The 16,352-nt window shown below is 49.3% G+C and carries 18 protein-coding genes and 1 pseudogene; 18 read left to right on the plus strand and 1 reads right to left on the minus strand.

Features of this window, described 5'->3' with window-relative positions; genetic code table 11:
- Nucleotides 1-53 precede the first annotated feature (53 nt).
- From PJDR2_RS16250 to PJDR2_RS16295, 10 genes are all read left to right on the plus strand, one after another.
- Nucleotides 54-782 (plus strand): NAD(P)-dependent oxidoreductase, encoded by a 729-nt coding sequence (locus tag PJDR2_RS16250; protein ID WP_015844802.1) that lies wholly within the window; start codon nt 54-56, stop codon nt 780-782.
- Nucleotides 783-801: 19 nt separating this feature from the next.
- Nucleotides 802-1,254, plus strand: coding sequence for a DUF2269 family protein (locus PJDR2_RS16255; RefSeq protein WP_015844803.1), 453 nt, complete (start codon nt 802-804; stop codon nt 1,252-1,254).
- 123 nt (nt 1,255-1,377) lie between these two features.
- On the plus strand, nt 1,378-2,043 hold the full coding sequence (locus PJDR2_RS16260; protein WP_015844804.1) for a response regulator transcription factor: 666 nt from the start codon (nt 1,378-1,380) through the stop codon (nt 2,041-2,043).
- Nucleotides 2,040-3,398 carry a sensor histidine kinase gene (locus PJDR2_RS16265; protein WP_015844805.1) on the plus strand — a complete coding sequence of 453 codons (1,359 nt, stop codon included), beginning with the start codon at nt 2,040-2,042 and terminating at the stop codon, nt 3,396-3,398. Before PJDR2_RS16260 ends, PJDR2_RS16265 begins: the two co-directional genes overlap by 4 nt.
- Nucleotides 3,399-3,409: 11 nt before the next feature.
- Entirely contained in the window at nt 3,410-3,955 is a 546-nt protein-coding gene (locus tag PJDR2_RS16270) for a VanZ family protein (RefSeq protein WP_015844806.1), read from the plus strand.
- A 123-nt stretch (nt 3,956-4,078) separates the two neighbouring features.
- Entirely contained in the window at nt 4,079-4,621 is a 543-nt protein-coding gene (locus tag PJDR2_RS16275) for an NAD(P)H-dependent oxidoreductase (protein ID WP_015844807.1), read from the plus strand.
- Between the two features lie 127 nt (nt 4,622-4,748).
- Complete coding sequence (locus PJDR2_RS16280) at nt 4,749-5,627, plus strand: amino acid ABC transporter substrate-binding protein (RefSeq protein ID WP_041614341.1); 879 nt, start codon at nt 4,749-4,751, stop codon at nt 5,625-5,627.
- Between the two features lie 18 nt (nt 5,628-5,645).
- Nucleotides 5,646-6,317 (plus strand): ABC transporter permease subunit, encoded by a 672-nt coding sequence (locus PJDR2_RS16285; RefSeq protein WP_015844809.1) that lies wholly within the window; start codon nt 5,646-5,648, stop codon nt 6,315-6,317.
- A gap of 34 nt (nt 6,318-6,351) precedes the next feature.
- A complete protein-coding gene (locus PJDR2_RS16290; RefSeq protein ID WP_015844810.1) occupies nt 6,352-7,107 on the plus strand; it encodes an amino acid ABC transporter ATP-binding protein in 756 nt (251 codons plus the stop codon).
- Nucleotides 7,108-7,291: 184 nt separating this feature from the next.
- Entirely contained in the window at nt 7,292-7,930 is a 639-nt protein-coding gene (locus PJDR2_RS16295) for an HD domain-containing protein (RefSeq protein WP_041614342.1), read from the plus strand.
- A 71-nt stretch (nt 7,931-8,001) separates the two neighbouring features.
- Here PJDR2_RS16295 and PJDR2_RS16300 read toward each other — a convergent pair whose 3' ends face one another.
- Nucleotides 8,002-8,871, minus strand: coding sequence for a helix-turn-helix transcriptional regulator (locus PJDR2_RS16300; protein WP_015844812.1), 870 nt, complete (start codon nt 8,869-8,871; stop codon nt 8,002-8,004).
- Between the two features lie 153 nt (nt 8,872-9,024).
- Here PJDR2_RS16300 and PJDR2_RS16305 point away from each other — a divergent pair, with 153 nt between their 5' ends.
- From PJDR2_RS16305 to PJDR2_RS16340, 8 genes and pseudogenes are all read left to right on the plus strand, one after another.
- Complete coding sequence (locus PJDR2_RS16305; RefSeq protein WP_015844813.1) at nt 9,025-10,581, plus strand: HEAT repeat domain-containing protein; 1,557 nt, start codon at nt 9,025-9,027, stop codon at nt 10,579-10,581.
- A 165-nt stretch (nt 10,582-10,746) separates the two neighbouring features.
- The gene (locus PJDR2_RS16310; protein WP_041613477.1) at nt 10,747-11,130 is read left to right on the plus strand and encodes a FixH family protein; all 384 of its coding nucleotides are present in this window, start codon (nt 10,747-10,749) and stop codon (nt 11,128-11,130) included.
- A gap of 170 nt (nt 11,131-11,300) precedes the next feature.
- Nucleotides 11,301-11,510: pseudogene (locus PJDR2_RS33530) on the plus strand (iron-containing alcohol dehydrogenase); the annotation flags it as partial.
- A gap of 191 nt (nt 11,511-11,701) precedes the next feature.
- Nucleotides 11,702-12,700 (plus strand): type I glyceraldehyde-3-phosphate dehydrogenase, encoded by a 999-nt coding sequence (locus PJDR2_RS16320; protein WP_015844815.1) that lies wholly within the window; start codon nt 11,702-11,704, stop codon nt 12,698-12,700.
- Between the two features lie 220 nt (nt 12,701-12,920).
- On the plus strand, nt 12,921-13,748 hold the full coding sequence (locus PJDR2_RS16325; RefSeq protein ID WP_015844816.1) for a GDSL-type esterase/lipase family protein: 828 nt from the start codon (nt 12,921-12,923) through the stop codon (nt 13,746-13,748).
- 12 nt (nt 13,749-13,760) lie between these two features.
- Nucleotides 13,761-14,750 (plus strand): ABC transporter ATP-binding protein, encoded by a 990-nt coding sequence (locus PJDR2_RS16330; protein ID WP_015844817.1) that lies wholly within the window; start codon nt 13,761-13,763, stop codon nt 14,748-14,750.
- Nucleotides 14,743-15,729: an ABC transporter permease gene (locus PJDR2_RS16335; protein ID WP_041613479.1), complete on the plus strand. Its 987-nt coding sequence runs from the start codon at nt 14,743-14,745 to the stop codon at nt 15,727-15,729. The genes PJDR2_RS16330 and PJDR2_RS16335 overlap by 8 nt, the downstream gene beginning before the upstream one ends.
- A gap of 112 nt (nt 15,730-15,841) precedes the next feature.
- Nucleotides 15,842-16,309 (plus strand): hypothetical protein, encoded by a 468-nt coding sequence (locus PJDR2_RS16340; RefSeq protein WP_015844819.1) that lies wholly within the window; start codon nt 15,842-15,844, stop codon nt 16,307-16,309.
- Nucleotides 16,310-16,352 lie beyond the last annotated feature (43 nt).

Raw genomic sequence — 16,352 nt, forward strand, 5'->3', positions numbered from 1 at the left:
GCTAAGCTTGAATTAACCAAATATTAGGGTTCAATCAAGAGGAGGAACGAACAATGAAAATGATTGTTTTTGGAGCGACGGGCAATACCGGGAAAAGAGTATTGGTTCAGGGGATAAAAATGGGGCATGAAATGACCGCATTCGTGCGAAATTCCGAGAAGCTTAATGAGCAGCTAGGGGAGCATTACGCAAAGCATGTAAAGGTGATCGTAGACGATATTTTGGACCCGGTGAGTGTCGGTGAGGCGCTTGGGCATCAAGACGTCGCTATTCTTGCTGCCGGTCATGCGGGCCAGGGAGAAGAGTTTATTCGTATGGTTGATAACATTATAAGCCAATGCGAATTGCAATCCAGCTTCTCCGGGCGGGTATGGATGATGGGAGGAGCCGGTCTGCTGGATATCCCGAATACGGATCTTATCGGCAACAATTTACCCGGCTTTCCGCCCGAGTATAGAAATCACAACCGGAATTTCGAAAGGCTGCAGCAGACTAAGCTTGATTGGTCCATTATGTGTCCGGGCACAATGATCGGTTCAAGCGAACTGCCGGCTCCGGTTCATCTGCATGTAACAACGGAAGCTTTGCCTATTCCGATGCCGGAGACGATCAAGGAATATTCCGAGGCAGATATAGCCGGTCATTTGTTCAGCCGATTTCAAGAGCTAAATGTCACCTATGATGATGTCGCAGCATGCATGTTGGACCATCTTGAACTCGGAGGGGCGTTTAAAAGAAAAAGGGTCGGTCTAGCCTATCAAAGCCATAGCACGATACGCTAGGGGAAGGGAGATAAACGCATTGTTCGGATTACTGCTCGTCGTTCATATATTCGCTTCGATCGCCGTTATTGGCCCCGCATTCGTAATGCCTATCATTCGAAGATCCGCAAAAACCGTAGGTCAATTGCATTTTGCTTTAGGGGTGACGGCCAAACTTACCATTATTCTCAAGATCGGCGGAACCGTACTCATTTTAACCGGTGTTTGGCTTATGATCGTAACCAAGATGGGTTTATCCCAACTATGGCTCAATACAGCCATTCTGTTATCGCTCTCCATGGTCGTCATGATCGATGGTTGGATTGAGCCGCGCGTGAAGAAGATCTTTAAGCTTACTGCTGAAAGCCAAGACCAAAGTAAGGAAATACCCGCCGAATTCAGATTGTTGATAAAAAAGATCGTACCCATTGAGATAGCAGCACAGCTGCTGATGATTGCCATATTGGTGCTTATGGTCGTTAAACCATTTTAATAAAATGATTTTAAAAAAAGCCCTTGCAAGAGGGCTTTTCGTGTTTTTGACATTGGAAGGGAAAAATCTTATAACTACAGTTAAACTACAGATGACCATGCTATCTTGTTTCAGGAGGAATATATGGACATACGAATTCTACTTGTCGAGGATGACGAACATATAGGCAATACCGTCAAAACCTTTTTAATTGAAGCCGGATACAAAGTAGATGTCTGCATAAACGGTATCGAAGCATACACAAACTTTTACAATCATACTTACCAGCTGGTCATTCTCGACATCATGCTGCCCGGTATGAGTGGTCATGAGCTATTACGGGAGTTTCGCAAGCGGAATAATACGCCCATACTGATGATGACCGCTCTTTCGGACGATGAGAATCAAATCAAGGCATTTGACGCGGAAGCGGACGATTATGTGACAAAGCCATTCAAGATTCAGCTTCTGCTAAAACGTGTGGGAGCCTTGCTCAGGCGAAGCGGCGCGTTGGCAAAAGAAATACGCTGCAGCAACCTGACGATTCTGCCGGATGATTTCAGAGCGCTTTACGATGGCGTAGAGCTGCCCCTGACACTTAAAGAATTTGAGATCCTTATGCTATTGGTACAGAACAAGGGCAGGACGTTGTCTCATGAAATCATCTTATCGCGCGTGTGGGGGTACGATTTTGACGGCGACGGAAGCACCGTGCATACGCATATCAAAAATTTGCGGGCAAAGCTGCCAGAAAATATGATCAAGACGGCTCGCGGCGTAGGTTACCGATTGGAGGAAGACACGCTTTGAAGAGGAGCGGAATATTCATCAAAGTATTCATTTACACCATCATTTTCTCGGGGTTGTTGGTCGGCGCGACGGCAGCCCTATTTTCAACGCAAATCATGTCTTATTATTCAGGCCTCCAACTCCAGAAAATCAGCGGGACATACAAGCAGTTAATTGAACGGTCACAAGGGAATGTCGATATTACGGAGATCGCGGATCAATTCCATGATCGAAACCAATCGTTTCGTTTCTATATTACGGACGAAGGCGGCAGCATCGTTTATGTGACGCCCGCCGCTAATCCGGCCAGCAGTTTGACCGACATAAAGGCCGAGAAGGAAAGATCCTCGTTCATCGTTTATCTTGGAAACGGCTATGCGCTCCACGTATTCAACGACGATGCGTTTTCGCTAAAATACGGGAACTTGATTGCGCGTGTGATGGTTATATTGTCCGGCTTGCTTGCCGTCTGCGTCGTAGCATCCTTTATCTTTGCGCGACAGATGACGAAGCCAATCAAAGCTTTGGCGGATAATGCAACCAAGATGGCGAATCTTGAAGAAGTCCCGCCCCTCCCGGAACGCAAAGATGAGCTTGGGGTATTGGCCCGCGACGTTCATTCCATGTACGACAGGCTGAAAAGAACCATCTCCCGGTTAGAGGACGAAATCTTGAGAGAACGCGAGCTGGAGGAAACGCAGCGCTATTTCTTCTCTGCGGCTTCCCACGAGTTAAAAACGCCTGTTGCGGCTACAAGCGTTTTGCTGGAGGGAATGCTTGAAAATATAGGCGATTACAAAGACCATCCCAAGTACCTGCGCGAATGCTTAAAGATGATGGACGCGCAGGGCAAAATGATTTCCGATATATTGGAGATCGTCAGTCTAAACGACGGGAAAATCGTACCCTCTCCCGAAAAACTCGACATCAGGCGTATCGTTGCGGACATGCTTCCCGATTATCATCCATTGACTGAGTCAAAAGGACAACGTATCGTTACGGATATCACTGAAGGGCAAACCTGCTTTGCCGATCCTAAAATGTTAAAAAAGGTGCTGTCAAACATCGTATTGAACGCGGTGCAAAATACGCCGGACGGAGGGGAGATCCGGGTATGGAGCGCTCCTGTCGCCGGTCAATGCCGCCTTTGCGTGTTGAACAAGGGGGTGAGAATTGACGATGCGGTACTGCCGAAGCTGTTCGACCCGTTCTACCGCGTGGATCAAGCGCGGAGCCGGAGCAATAAACGAAGCGGCTTGGGACTAGCCATAGTACGCAAAACGTTAGAATCCATGTTCGTTGATTTTGCTTTGGAAAACACGACGGACGGCGTTCTGTTCTGGATGGACTTACCCGTAATTACGAAGGATGCATAGAAGGAGATTTTATGAATACGCGACAACGAATAGAAACCGTCTTTTTATATGGTGTTTGCATCTGTTACATCCTTGTGTTGATGAAAATATTGTTCTTATCGAGAGTTTCGATAACGGAGATCTTTAATAGTCAAAGGACGATAACGAGGTCCATTAATCTTGTGCCTTTTCATAGCATTGCGGAATTCGTTGCTGGCAGCACTGCCAATTCAAAGAAATTTGCTTTTGCCAATGTGATAGGCAATATCCTTATTTTCATTCCCCTTGGGGTGTATCTGCCCTTATTTAAGAACAATTACATAACCAATGTTCTGTCTGTTGTAACGTTGAGTTTATTCGTTGAAATCATTCAGGGACTTTTGGGCATTGGAACGGCAGATATCGACGATATCATTCTAAATTCTATAGGTGGATGGATTGGCCTTTTCATTTATAAGCTAATACATTTTATTTTGCGGCATAAGAACAGGGTCATAACTGCAATCACAGTCATTTCGACTATCGTAGGATTGCCGATTACTTACTATTTATTGTTCATGATAAAAATGAGATTCTGAAGAACTGTTAAAGCTTGCCTGACTTAAGCCATCTCAATAATAAGCTGAACTTTGGGGGACTCTAAAAAACGGAGCTAATTCAAGTTGCTTAAGCTTTTTTATTGAATGGAGGATAAACAATTAATGAAAACATTGGTAATCATTACTCATCCTAATATGACGGCCTCAAGAGTCAATAAAGCATGGCGCGACGAATTGCAAAACCATAAAGATATCACCATTCACGAATTATACGCGACCTATCCCGATGAAAAGATCGACATTGCCCGCGAGCAAAAACTTATCGAATCCTACGATCGGATCATTTTCCAATATCCGTTGTATTGGTACAGCACGCCGCCTTTGTTAAAGAAGTGGTTTGATGAGGTTCTGCAATACGGATGGGCGTACGGACCCGATGGCAGTAAAATAGCCGGCAAAGAGATCGGCGTTGCCATTTCTACCTACGGTACAAACGAATCGTACCAACATTCAGGGTTTAATCGATTCACGCTTGAAGAGATTCTACGCCCAGTCGCGGCATTGGCTCATTTCATCAGTTGCGAGTACCTGCCACATTTCGCATTAAACGATGCTTCGAACCTGACCGACGAGCGTCTTGCGCAGAGCAAAGCCGATTACATCAAGCATATCAGCAGTGTTAAGCCATCCCTGGTTCACAGCTAAGTTATTTTACATGTGAGGAAACCGTCCTATAGGGGCGGTTTTTTTTTGCGCTAAGGAGAAGCGGATGAAGGGGGATAACCAAAGGGAACGGCTGGAATACTATCCTCAAATAAAAGGAGGTTCGCTTATGAAGACTTGGCAGCAAAACATCTGCTTCATGTTGGTATTCGCGGTAATTCTGCTTGGCGGATCGGCATGCGGCAATAAAAACAACGATAACGGCGCAAATACCGGCACTAATAACGGGAACAACGGGACAGCCGGTACGGGAAACACGGCGAATAGCGGTAACGCGGCTTCCGATAATTCACTGAAGGCGATTAAGTCAAGCGGCGAGATCACGATCGGCACGGAAGGTACATACGCACCGTTTACGTTCCATGACAAAAGCGGCAAGTTGACGGGGTTTGATGTCGAAATCGCCGAGGAGATCGCTAAGCGTATTGGGGTTAAGGCGAAGTTCGTTGAAACGAAGTGGGACGGTATGCTTGCCGGATTGGACGCGAAGCGCTTCGATATGGTGGCAAACGAAGTCACCATCCGAGACGACCGGAAGGCGAAATACGATTTCTCAGACCCGTATATCCTGTCTAAGGCGGTTCTGATCGTGAAGGAAAGCAATACTAACATCAAGAGTTTGTCGGATCTCAAAGGGAAGAAGTCCGGCCAGTCGCTTACCAGCGACCTTGGCGACATTGCCAAAGCGAACGGAGCGCAGCTTGTTGCGGTGGATGGATTCAATCAGGCTATCGATTTGCTCACGTCCGGGCGAATTGATGCGACGATCAACGATAAATTATCCTATCTGGATTTGAAGAAAGCGCGTCCTGACGTTCCTATAAAGGTGGTTGCGGAGACGGACCAAGTGTCGCAGAGCGGCATGCTTTTCCGTAAAGGAAGCAAGGAGCTCGTTGATGCCGTAAGTAACGCGATTAAAGACATGAAGGCGGACGGCCGGTATTTGGAAATTTCCAAAACCTATTTCGGCGAGGACGTTTCGAAATAAAAGGGCGGGTAGGGTATCATGAATGAACGAACTAACCTGGATATTTTCACCGATTCCTTCCTGCCCCTGCTGCATGCAGGAATCGCATTCACGGTTCCTCTTACGTTGATTTCATTCGCGCTGGGACTTGTGCTGGCGCTCTTAACGGCACTCGCGCGGCTGTCGGATTTTTATCCGATTGTTTGGATAGCGAGGTTCTACGTCTGGATTATACGCGGGACTCCGCTTTTGGTCCAATTGTTCATTATTTTCTACGGGCTTCCCAGCGTAGGCATTCTAATCGACGCGTTCCCGGCAGCGGTCATTGGGTTTACGCTTAGTGTCGGTGCCTACGGATCGGAGATTATCCGAGCGGCAATCGTATCCATCCCTAAGGGACAGTGGGAAGCCGCATTCTCGCTAGGGGAAACGAGATTGCAGGCGCTGCGCCGCATAATCCTGCCCCAGGCGGCAAGGGTCACGGTGCCGCCACTGTCCAATTCGTTCATTTCGTTGGTAAAGGATACTTCGCTGGCAGCAACGGTAACGGTTACGGAACTATTCCAAAAAGGGCAGCAAATCACCGCGGCTGTCTACGAGCCGCTGTTGATCTACTGCGAGGTCGCCTTAATTTATTTGATTTTCTGCTCGATACTGGCATTGCTGCAGCGGCAGCTGGAAATATTTTTTAATCGATATTTTACGGCTTAACCGGTACGGTCCATTTTTAGGAGGTTAAACCCCAATGATCGAAGTACGCGAATTAACCAAATCATTCGGCGACACTTCTGTCCTTCGCGGTATCAATCTGACGCTGGAAAAGGGGCAGGTGCTCGTGTTGATCGGACCCTCTGGTTCCGGAAAGTCAACATTGCTGCGATGTTTAAATGTACTTGAGATACCTACATCGGGAACAGTCGCAATCGGGAAGGTTCGGCTCGAGTTCCGTCCGAATTCGAAGCCCCGCAAGGCGGAAGTACTGGCGTTGCGCCGCCAGTCAGGCATGGTGTTTCAAGCCTATCATTTATTTCCTCATTTCACTGCGCTTCAGAACGTGATGGAAGGGCAACTAACGGTTCGGCGCAGACCAAAGAACGAAGCACGGGCAAAGGCGTTGCAATTGCTTGCGAAGGTTGGGTTGGAAGACCGGGCTGGTTCTTACCCGCATCAGCTGTCTGGCGGGCAGCAACAGCGGGTAGGCATTGCCCGGGCGATGTCTATTGATCCGGAGCTGCTGCTGTTCGACGAGCCGACTTCCGCGCTGGACCCAGAGCTCGTGCGCGAGGTGTTGAAGGTCATTCGGGAATTGGCGGAAGAGGGGAGAACGATGATAATCGTTACCCACGAGATGAAATTCGCCCGCGAAGTGGCGGACCGTATTGTGCTGCTTGATGAAGGCGTCATTGTGGAGGAGGGGCTGCCGGAGCAGATTTTCAGTCAGCCCCGCGAAGCTCGTACCCGGCAGTTTCTCTCGTTGTTGATGGATGAAAGCAACTTGTAAGATAGGGGAAATTACTGGAAATCCCATTAAAATCCGCGTAAATCGCGGTTTTTTATGATTTATTTCATCTATCATTTTTATAGAAATAGCAATATTGATAAATCATTCTTATTTTCATAGAATGAACTTGTTAGTTCGATCATTTTCGAACTATAAAAATAAAGGAGTAGAGGTGAAGTTGAAGATGTCAAATTTTATTGCGGATATAAAGATTCCGGATAGTAAGCTGGCCGTTGAAGCAGCGGAGCTATTGCGCGAGCATGGGGATGAGCTTTTGTGGAACCATTCGAACCGGGTATTTTTGTTTGCGGCTATGAAGGGTAACCTGAATCAAATCAAATATGATCCCGAATTGTTGTATATCAGTTCGCTTTTTCATGATATTGGTCTTACCTCAACATTCCGAAGCGCTGATAAGCGATTTGAGGTCGACGGGGCAAATGCAGCCCGTGATTTTCTGCGCAGTCGCGGAGTGCCGGAAGAAAACATTCGACTTGTCTGGGATGCGGTAGCTCTTCATACTAGTATCGGAATCGTGGAATATAAGGAAGCGGAAGCTGCGCTTATGAATTTTGGAGTGGGATACGATGTCGTGGGGAAAAACTTCGATCTCATCTCAGCCGAATTACGGGAGCAGGTTGTCAAGGCTTTTCCCCGGAACGATTTCAAGCATGAGATCTTGCATGCTTTCTTGGAGGGCTTCAAACATAAGCCTGAAACGACGTACGGCACGATTAATGCCGACGTATGCGAAATGTTTCTCCCGGGATTTCAACGTCCTAATTTTTGCCATAGCGTTCTTCATTCGAAATGGGATGAGTAGTAGAAACCATCAAAGAAAATCAAGCGTCATTATTCACAACAAAACCGCGTAATCGCGGTTTTGTTGTTTCGTTAATGTTCCGATTCGCGGAACATTTGAGGCGATTTGCCGGTGTACTTTCGGAATGTTCTGGAAAAGTAGTGCACGGAGCTAAAATGATATTTGTCCGCGATTTGCATAACGCTGAGGTTGGAAGAGCGCAAATCCTCTTTTGCTCGACTAATGCGGAACTGATTAATATATTGGATCGGCGATAATCCGGTTGTTCGCTTAAACAGTTCGAAAAAGTAGCCTCTGCTGACGCCAATCTCATCATAGTACCGCTCCAGCTCGATATCGGCGCCTCTCAACAGCTCGGTTTCTATTCGCTCCAGCAGCTTGCTGATACGAGGATCAGGGATATAGGGATCTTGCAGCGAGAACGCGAGGAATTGATGGATGAATTCGGCAAAATGGCTCTGAGCCGACATGCTGCGCAAAAAAGTCCGTTCATTCGTATGCTCGTTAGAGATAAAGCTCCTCTGCAGCAGATCAGTCCAGCTTAGCAGCGATGCGCCTACGTTTGAGATTTCAGGCAGCGGATAAGGAAATGTCTCGCCAAGCATCTCCGGTCGTAGCAATTCTCGGTCATAGCAGATGGGGGCAGCCTCATCCTTAAACGCTTCCGTACGGTCCACGTAATGCCAATCGAAATAGCAGCATACATGCGTCATAGGCTCGTCCGCATCCGCTAGCCAGTCGTGGGCTTGACCCGGTTCCATATAGACCATCATGCCAGGTGAAGCTTCATGTTCGGAGTCCCCCAGACGAAAGATGCCTTTACCCTCCGTAACGAAATAAATGGAACTCGCGTAAACGTATCGATTAAGGCTGGTCTGTCCCCGGTAGAACGGGTACTTCGTGGCGTAATAGACGTACGGATGGAATTTGGAAAAATCCATCGCGGCGATACCCCCTCTCTCTGTATCATTTAATAATCCTTCAAATTCACCTGACTATTGTGCAACTATCTGACTGTAAGCTAAATACAAATCGGGCGGCCCCAGTTACATTAAATATATCACAAATACTTGTTCATGAAGGGGCTGCCCAAAATGTCGAAAGCGTTAACTTTGTTGAATGACGAGCAGATGATTCAGTTTATTACGAACGGATACCTCGTTCTTCAGAACGATTTACCGGAAGAGCTGCATCGAAGCGTGATGAATCAAATCGATTTCGTCCTGCAAAATGAGGGAAATCCCGGAAACAATATTTTACCTCGCGTACCGGACATCCAGAAATTCTTCGAGACACCGGTAACGAAAGGCGCATTGACTAGCGTCCTTGGACCTGACTATTATATGCACCCGCATCGCCATATGCATTTCAATCAGCCGGGTAACGGGAAGCCCGGAGGCGGGGAGTGGCATAAGGACGGCTTCTGGTCCTCCATGCGCAGTCATCGTCCATGGTGGGTCATGATGTTCTACTACACGCAGGATATTACGGAAGAAATGGGCCCGACGGCGATTATGCCCGGCTCCCAATACAATGAAAAATTCCCGAATCAAACAACGCTGCTGCCAACGGGAAAGGCGGGCACGATTGCGCTCGTTCACTTCGATCTATGGCATAAAGCATCCCTGAACACATCCAATTTAGACCGTTACATGCTTAAGTTCCAATTTGTCCGTTTATCAGAGCCGAAGTCTCCAAGCTGGAATCATGCAAACGCAGCACCGGTTTTCCCTTCCAACGCGCCGGATGCCCATTTGAATTTATGGAGTGATGTTTGGTACTGGCTCAAGGGAGAGGGGAGCACGGCGAAGACTGCTGTCGGCAATGAAACAGAGGTTCTTCTTTTACTCGAGGCATTGTCTAGCGAGGATGAACTCATTCGCAGCCAGGCAGCCGACAAGCTTGGCTTCACCGGTAATGCCGCAGCGCCAGCCGTTCCAAAGCTGACAGAGCTTATACGCGATTCTTCTGAGAATGTGGCATTGAATGCCGTATATGCGCTTGGGCATATTGGAGATTCAGGTACAGCGGCTTTGTTAAAGGAAGTAGGAGAAGGATCCAAGTTAACAGCACAACGTGCAGCTTATGGACTTCAAGCTTCCGGCAAGGACGCCATTCCCGGCCTGGTTCAACTACTTGTTCATCAAGACGAGAATAAAAGGGCTCTGGCCGCATTCGTGCTGGGGATGCTGGGATCTACGGCTGCCTCCGCGGTTCCCTCTTTAATTATCTCGTTGAATGACGCGAGCGAATGGGTGAGACGCAATGCCGTCGAAGCGCTCGGAATGATTGCCGAGCCGGCAGACGAAACGGTACCCGCATTGGTTCGGACGCTCGAAGACTCGGTTGCCCGGGAATCTGCCTGCAAGGGGGAAGTCAGCACAAGCGCTTACGTACACAATCAAGAATATATAACGAACAAAATGGCCTATACAGCGGCATTATCCTTACTGCGTATCGGTAAAAACGGGGACGCGGATCTCGTTATCAATGGGCTTGAATCCGGCCTGCATAGCCAAGACCGGTATACGAGAGCGTACTCTTTCGAAGCGCTGACGGCTATTCGTACCGATAGGGCGGTAGACGCGCTGATTAAGCAATACCGTGCCGCGCGCTGGTGTCCGGACACGCATAAAGAAAGCACATTTTAAATCAGGCATCCGTTCAAATTATCGACATGGCTTTCGGTCCCATTGCCCTTTATTGAAGGTTGCCAAAGTGCTAGACTAGTGTCATCACGAGGAGTAAGGGGTTAACTTAAATGATTCATGCTGACATGATTAGCCAACGGTATAATTACGATGAAGAATAAACGAATGAAATGGATGACAACGGTAATCATCGCTATGATGATCATCCTGCTGGCAGGTTGCAGTCTTGGATCCAAGCCATCGTCAAGCCCATTCCTGGATGATCTGACTATCTCGATGGAGGATACTCCAAACACCGGCGACACCACAGCCCATGCATACAAGTTGACGATTAAAAATTCAACCGGCAGCCTGGTAGATGTCGACCTTGTGCGAATAAATTTGTCCATGTCGATGCAAGGAATGAATCATAAAATGAAAGCGCAGATGGAGAGAAGCGCATTGGGAGAATACAAAACCAAGGTTTACCTTCCAATGAACGGTGACTGGAGAGCGATTGTTTCGCTGAAGAAAGACAAGCATGAGAGAAAGATCAGCTTACGGCTCTAGGTATAAGTATAGAAGAATTTCAGACAGGCAAGGAGCCGCATTCCGACATGGGATGCGGCTTCTTTTTCATGGTTTAAGACGGAAGAAGAAGACCGTTGTGGATTCCAAGCAGCGTACTGAGCCTTGAACCGATTGCTGCCGTTCGCTCAGCTAACAGAATCGTACGGCGTAATACGAAAATTCCTAGATTCAGTATTCTAGATCCAGAGCTTACATTCTCTATACCTCGGGACCAAACGGTATACGGCAGCGTTGATATTATGGCCCATGTCTTCGAACAATATTTCCATGCTTCGAGCAATGCGCCTCTTCAAGAAAGAATCGGGGAAGCGATTCTTCGCACCGTCGTCGAGACGGCGCCTAAGCTTGTGAACGATCTGACTACGAATATCGCGAAGTTAAGAAATTCATTATAATGTATTAAAAAAGTTAGGGCTGTCTCAAATTGAGACAGCCCAATTTGCGTCCTGTCACAAACGTGTTTTGTTTTAAAAATGGCGTTTCGTTAAAAGCTAAATTGCGCACACTATGCCCGTCAAAACAATAGTTATTGTAATGGAGGCTGTGAAAAATGGGTAAAATTGCGGTTTTCGGATTTGGCCGCATCGGTAGGCAACTGTTGCGCGTTGCGCTTGCGGACAAGCTCTTCGTTCCGGTCTCGATATCTGATATCAAAGATGAAGGCACGCTTGCCGCTCTGTTTGAAGTGGATTCGAACTATAAGCGTTGGCACGAGGACGTATCCGCCCGAGAGGGCGCCATGGTTATTGGCGGTCGAGAAATTCTTTATATTAATTCCTCAAAGGAAGTGCCGGACTGGAAGTCGCTCGGCGTGGATCTCGTCGTCGATTGCACGGGCCGTGCTGTTGTCCGTTCCGTAGCGCAAGTGCATCTGGACCGGGGTGCGAAGCGCGTCCTGATCAGCGGTCCGAGCAAATCCCTGGACGATTGCGACGCGGTGCTGCTAAAGGGTATCAACCTCGATAGCTTCGATCCTGACAAGCATCGGATTATTAGCATGGCCAGCTGCACGACTAACGCGTTGGCCGCAGTCGTCAAGCTCGTCAAAGAAAACTACGGGATCAAATTTGGTCTGTTCTCCACGGTGCATTCCTATACCAACACGCAATCGCTGACGGATCAGCCGATGCGAGACCGCCGTGACTCCTGGGCTGCGGCCGAGAACATTATCCCTTCTTCTTCCGGTGCGGCAAAGGCGCTAAAGTTCATCTGGCCTGACCTGCAGATCACGGGCAAAGCGTACCGCGTACCAACCCGCACGGGAAGCATCGCCGAATTAAACTTGATCACGGAGAAGCCATGCACGGTGCAGGAAGTGAACGATATGTTCCGCCGCGCCTCGCGAGAAGGTGCCTTGAAGGGTGTCATGGACGTACTCGAAGGAGAATGGGCGTCATCGCGCATAGTCGGAGACCCGCATACGTCGATCATCGATCTGCCGCTCACGCATGTGGAAGGAGAGTTGCTCTCCGTCGCAACATGGTACGACAACGAATGGGGCTTCGCTACGCGTCTGGCCGAGGTTGCAGAGTTCTTGTCGAATAAATAGCTAACGTGTTTGTATCCGAGCACGCCATGATTCGGCCGTACCCCCGAAAGTCCCGGGCGATCGGCCGCGGGCGTGCACGGATTTTTTTCGCCGGTTGTTGCTTCTTTTTTTATCTATATATGGGTTAAATTTGCAAAATGACTAAGAAAGCATTACCTTAAAAAAGAAAAATCATTTGTGAAAGTCATTGATTGCTAACAAACGAGGAGAGACCACCTAGATGAGATCGTTAACCTCCGGAAGCTTATGGAAAATCATCGGCATTTCCGCCGTTTTGTCGACCGTGCTGTTGGCCGCAGGGTTTGGATTCGCCGTCAAAGACTTGCTTTATCCAAAAGGCGAGGTGTTCGCGGGGAGTGTAAACGTACCTGCGCTGCCGGCGGGAGGCAAGCTTAGTGAAGGCAAGAACATTGTAATCACGGCTATCGGCGACTCGCTGACGAAAGGAACCGGCGACGCGTCAGGCGAAGGTTACGTCAAGCAGGTCGTCGCGCTGCTGAAACAGAAATACCCGGACACGTCCGTACGTCTCAACAACAATTTGGCCATCGGTGGCTTGAAGGCCAATCGGCTGGCGCAGATGCTCGAAACCGATAAGGGTTACAGCTTTGCGCTCAGGCAGGCGAACGTAATCGTATTCACCATCGGCGGGAACGATCTGTTCCATATCGCCTCGGGCACGAGTCCGGGCAAGAAGGCGGGGGACTTGAACCTGGATAAGCTGAAGGCTGAGCTGCCACAGGGCTTGAACCGGCTGGCGCAGATCGTGAAGCATCTCCATGCGATCAATCCCAATGCGCAGGTCGTCTACGTGGGGTTGTACAATCCGTTTTACGATATACCGGAATATCGGGGCGGCTCTCTCCAAATCCAGCAGTGGAACGACCGGGCGTATGCGCTGCTTCACCAATACCCCAACATGACGATGGTCCCGACGTTCGATCTGTTCGAGAACGCAATCGGCCGGTACCTCTCGTCGGATCATTTTCATCCCAATCACGACGGGTACGCGCAAATCGCCGCACGCATCGTGCAGTCAATGGAATAGGAGGAAACGAGCATGCAACACGCGAGACAGGAGTCCGGACAGTCGACTCAAAAGGATGACGTGCTGTTCGTCCGCAACGTCATGAAACAAATCGGCGGCAAACCAATCATCAAGGACGTCACTTTCGAGGTCCGCGCCGGCGAAATCTTCGGATTTCTCGGGCCGAACGGCGCCGGAAAAACGACGATGATCCGCATGCTCGTCGATCTGATTAAGCCATCTTCAGGCGAGATTCTGATCTGCGGCGAAGACATCGGCCGCAATCCCGAAGCCGCGCTGCGCAACGTCGGCTGCATCGTCGAAAATCCCGAAGCCTATTCCTATCTGACGGGCTGGGAAAATCTCGAGCATTTCGCGCGCATGCAGCGCGGCATCGATAACGAACGCATTCGCGAGGTCGCTGCCATCGTAGGCCTCGACGATCGAATCCATGACAAAGTAAAAACTTACTCGCTGGGCATGCGTCAACGGCTCGGCATCGCGCAGGCGCTGCTCGGCCGGCCGAAGCTGCTCATCCTTGACGAGCCGACTAACGGGCTCGATCCGAAAGGCATCAAGGAGCTGCGGGAATTCGTCCGCATGCTGGCCAATCAAGGGTTGAGCCTATTTATCTCGAGCCACCTGCTAAGCGAGATTCAACTAATGTGCGACCGCGTTGCGATTATCAGCCACGGCGAGGTGCTAGCCGTCGGCACGGTGGACGAGCTAATTCGCGGCGCTGACAATTACGTCGTTTGGCAATTCGAGCAGCCGGAGGAGGGGCGTCGCCTGCTCGCGGGCGAAGGCGACGTCGAACTCGTGTTGGAGCACGAAAAACGGATCGACGAGAGCTTGCTCACGGGGATGAAGGAGGCACTCATCACGGATATGAACCCGGACCGGATCTCGTCCCTGGTCGAGAAGGCGGTACGCGCCGGCATCGGCATCGTGTCGGTACACAGCATCGCGCCAACGCTGGAGCAGTTATTTTTACGGATGACGGAAGGTGAAAGCATTGGATAGATTGCTCCCGCTCATACAAAACGAAACGCTCAAGATCTGGAAGAAGAAACGGTTTTTCGTCATCGTGCTCGTGCTGCTGATCCTTATTCCGATCTTTACGTACGCCCAGCATCGCATCACCGAAACGAATAAGAAAAATTTCAAGGATTGGCGCAATCAGCTCGTGCAGCAAATCAGCGAATACCAAAACATACTCTCTAGCGACAGGATCCCGGACGAATGGAAGCGATCGCGGCGGATTGCCGTGCAACAGCTCCAGTATTACCTGGATCACGACGTCAATCCGGACTCGCCGAACGGCGTCACGTTCACCCGAAGCTTCCTGTCGAACGCGGTAACGCTTTTCTTCCCGCTTCTCGTACTTGCCCTCGCTTCCGATCTTGTATCGGGCGAACGTACGGCGGGCACGATCAAGATGCTGCTGACGCGGCCCGTGCGCCGATGGAAGATCCTGTTCAGCAAACTCGTGGCACTCAGCCTCTACGTATCATTAATCATTGTGATCAGCGCCGTCCTTTGTTATCTTATATCAGGCGCGGTTTTCGGCTACAAAGGGTGGGAAATGCCCGTATTTACGGGGTTTGTCATCAACGGTTCATCGGTCGAAAGCAGCTTCGTGCACGCGATTCCGCAATGGCTTTATCTGCTGATGGAGGCCGGGCTGATCTGGGTGTCGGCCATGACGGTAGCCTTGCTCTCGCTGATGGTATCCGTGCTCGTACGCAGTACGGCCGCGAGCATCGTGACGATGATGGCAGCCGTCATTTCCGGAACTCTCTTATCGAACATGACTTCCTCCTGGCACAGCGCGAAGTTTATTTTCTCCGTCAATCTGCAGCTGACTAATTATTTGGAGGGCTCGCCGCCGCCGATCACGGGCATGACGCTTGGCTTCTCGCTTGTCATTTTAGCCTGCTGGGGAGTAGCTTCCCTGGCCGTTTCGTTCTTCGTCTTTACGAAACAGGATATCTTGAATTAGAATAGCTTGAAGATCGCAGACTATTACGTTTTAAAGAGTAAGTTATAAATGGATGAAACGAAGTGCGTCAATAATCGTTATACAGAATAAATTAAGATACGGAGGTGTTCTGATGAATTTTCTGAAAGGCGCAGGAAAGCTGGCGGGCGATTTCACGGGCAGAGTACTTGGAGGCACTGTGCGAGTTGCCGGTGAACTTGTTCATAGTGATTACATTAAAGAAATCGGTAATGATGTGGAAAGAGTGACGGCAAAGACTGGCGAACTGGCAGGCCAGGCAGCGAGTGGTGTATGGGATGTTGGCGCTGGTTTAATAACGGCGGATAAGCGGCAGGCGAAGACCGGATTCGAAGATCTTGGAGATGCGGTCACGACTACTATTAGGGGGGCCGGCCAAGGAATCGAATACGTGGTCGAAAGCGGAAAAGATGTTGTGACGGGCATTAAGGAAAACGATAAGCAGCTGATTAAAGATGGCGCCAAGAAACTGGGCAAAGCAGCCGCAGTATCCATAATTGCAGTCGGTGTAATCGACATCGTTGATGGTCCGGACGGAATGGGTACGTCAGAGACAACCTAATAACTTAATTGAAAACTTTAAAACGGCAGCTAACAGCTGCCGT

This window comes from Paenibacillus sp. JDR-2, from assembly GCF_000023585.1.
Lineage (GTDB): Bacteria > Bacillota > Bacilli > Paenibacillales > Paenibacillaceae > Pristimantibacillus.

Coding starts and splice junctions, on each gene's coding strand:
- PJDR2_RS16260 (WP_015844804.1), top strand. CDS start 1,378: ATGGACATACGAATTCTACTTGTCGAGGATGACGAACATATAGGCAAT.
- PJDR2_RS16330 (WP_015844817.1), top strand. CDS start 13,761: ATGCAACACGCGAGACAGGAGTCCGGACAGTCGACTCAAAAGGATGAC.
- PJDR2_RS16250 (WP_015844802.1), top strand. CDS start 54: ATGAAAATGATTGTTTTTGGAGCGACGGGCAATACCGGGAAAAGAGTA.
- PJDR2_RS16310 (WP_041613477.1), top strand. CDS start 10,747: ATGAAATGGATGACAACGGTAATCATCGCTATGATGATCATCCTGCTG.
- PJDR2_RS16280 (WP_041614341.1), top strand. CDS start 4,749: ATGAAGACTTGGCAGCAAAACATCTGCTTCATGTTGGTATTCGCGGTA.
- PJDR2_RS16295 (WP_041614342.1), top strand. CDS start 7,292: ATGTCAAATTTTATTGCGGATATAAAGATTCCGGATAGTAAGCTGGCC.
- PJDR2_RS16325 (WP_015844816.1), top strand. CDS start 12,921: ATGAGATCGTTAACCTCCGGAAGCTTATGGAAAATCATCGGCATTTCC.
- PJDR2_RS16305 (WP_015844813.1), top strand. CDS start 9,025: ATGTCGAAAGCGTTAACTTTGTTGAATGACGAGCAGATGATTCAGTTT.
- PJDR2_RS16290 (WP_015844810.1), top strand. CDS start 6,352: ATGATCGAAGTACGCGAATTAACCAAATCATTCGGCGACACTTCTGTC.
- PJDR2_RS16320 (WP_015844815.1), top strand. CDS start 11,702: ATGGGTAAAATTGCGGTTTTCGGATTTGGCCGCATCGGTAGGCAACTG.
- PJDR2_RS16285 (WP_015844809.1), top strand. CDS start 5,646: ATGAATGAACGAACTAACCTGGATATTTTCACCGATTCCTTCCTGCCC.
- PJDR2_RS16270 (WP_015844806.1), top strand. CDS start 3,410: ATGAATACGCGACAACGAATAGAAACCGTCTTTTTATATGGTGTTTGC.
- PJDR2_RS16275 (WP_015844807.1), top strand. CDS start 4,079: ATGAAAACATTGGTAATCATTACTCATCCTAATATGACGGCCTCAAGA.
- PJDR2_RS16340 (WP_015844819.1), top strand. CDS start 15,842: ATGAATTTTCTGAAAGGCGCAGGAAAGCTGGCGGGCGATTTCACGGGC.
- PJDR2_RS16300 (WP_015844812.1), bottom strand. CDS start 8,871: ATGGATTTTTCCAAATTCCATCCGTACGTCTATTACGCCACGAAGTAC.